Source organism: Streptomyces antnestii (assembly GCF_004005495.1).
GTDB lineage: Bacteria > Actinomycetota > Actinomycetes > Streptomycetales > Streptomycetaceae > Streptomyces > Streptomyces antnestii.
Map to the genome: position 1 here is coordinate 1 of NZ_RZYA01000055.1, position 1,243 is coordinate 1,243.

Annotated in this window: 2 pseudogenes; both read right to left on the reverse strand. The window is 67.4% G+C overall.

Annotated features, from left to right (window positions below):
* Positions 1 to 223, reverse strand: a pseudogene (locus EOT10_RS40900) (2-oxoacid:ferredoxin oxidoreductase subunit beta); the annotation flags it as partial.
* Positions 216 to 1,243 (reverse strand): annotated as a pseudogene (locus tag EOT10_RS40905) (2-oxoacid:acceptor oxidoreductase subunit alpha); the annotation flags it as partial. The pseudogenes EOT10_RS40905 and EOT10_RS40900, both read right to left, overlap by 8 nt.

Sequence of the window (1,243 nt, forward strand, 5' to 3'; positions counted from 1 at the left end):
AGGAGCAGCCGATGCCGGAGACGAAGACGATGTTCTCCTTCGCCAGGCCGAGTTCGGGCATGAAGCCCTGCACGGCGGCGAGGATCGCGTAGTCACCGCAGCCGGGGCACCAGCGCACTTCCTGGTCGGACTTGAAGTCCTTCATGGACTGCTTGGCGTCGGCTTTGGGAACGAGGGAAAGCGCCTCGATCGTGCTGGTGCCTTCCGTGGTCGTCTCAGCCATGGATGGCCTCCTTGAGAGCCGTGGCGAGCTGCTCGGCCTTGAACGGCATGCCGTTGACCTGGTTGTAGGAGCGGGCGTCCACCAGGTACTTCGCCCGGATCAGGGTGGCGAGCTGACCCAGGTTCATCTCCGGGATCACCACCTTGTCGTAACGCCCCAGAACATCGCCCAGATTGGACGGGAACGGGTTCAGGTGCCGCAGATGAGCCTGCGCGATCCGCTCCCCGGCCGTGCGCAGCCGCCGCACCGCAGCAGTGATCGGCCCATACGTCGACCCCCAGCCCAGCACCAGGGTGCTCGCCTCGCCGGACGGGTCGTCGACCTCGATGTCCGGCACGCTGATCCCGTCGATCTTGGCCTGCCGGGTGCGGACCATGAGTTCGTGGTTGGCCGGGTCGTAGGAGATGTTGCCCGTGCCGTCCTGCTTCTCGATCCCACCGATCCGGTGCTCGAGCCCCGGCGTCCCCGGCACCGCCCACGGACGGGCCAGCGTCTGCGGATCCCGCTTGTAGGGCCAGAACACCTCACTGCCGTCCGCCTCGGTGTGATTCGGACCCGACGCGAACTGCGTACGCAGATCCGGGAGTTGATCCACCTCCGGGATCCGCCACGGCTCGCTGCCGTTCGCCAGATACCCGTCCGACAACAAGAACACCGGCGTGCGGTACGTGATCGCGATCCGCGCCGCCTCCAGAGCGGCATCGAAGCAGTCGGCGGGCGTGCGCGGCGCGACCACCGGCACCGGCGCCTCACCATTACGCCCATACATCGCCTGCAGCAGATCCGCCTGCTCCGTCTTCGTCGGCAACCCCGTCGACGGACCACCGCGCTGGATGTCCACCACCAGCAACGGCAGTTCCAACGACACCGCCAGGCCGATCGTCTCCGACTTCAGCGCCACACCCGGACCCGAGGTGGTGGTGACAGCCAGCGAACCCCCGAACGCCGCCCCCAGCGCCGCCCCGATCCCCGCGATCTCGTCCTCCGCCTGGAACGTGCGCACCCCGAAATTCTTGTGCT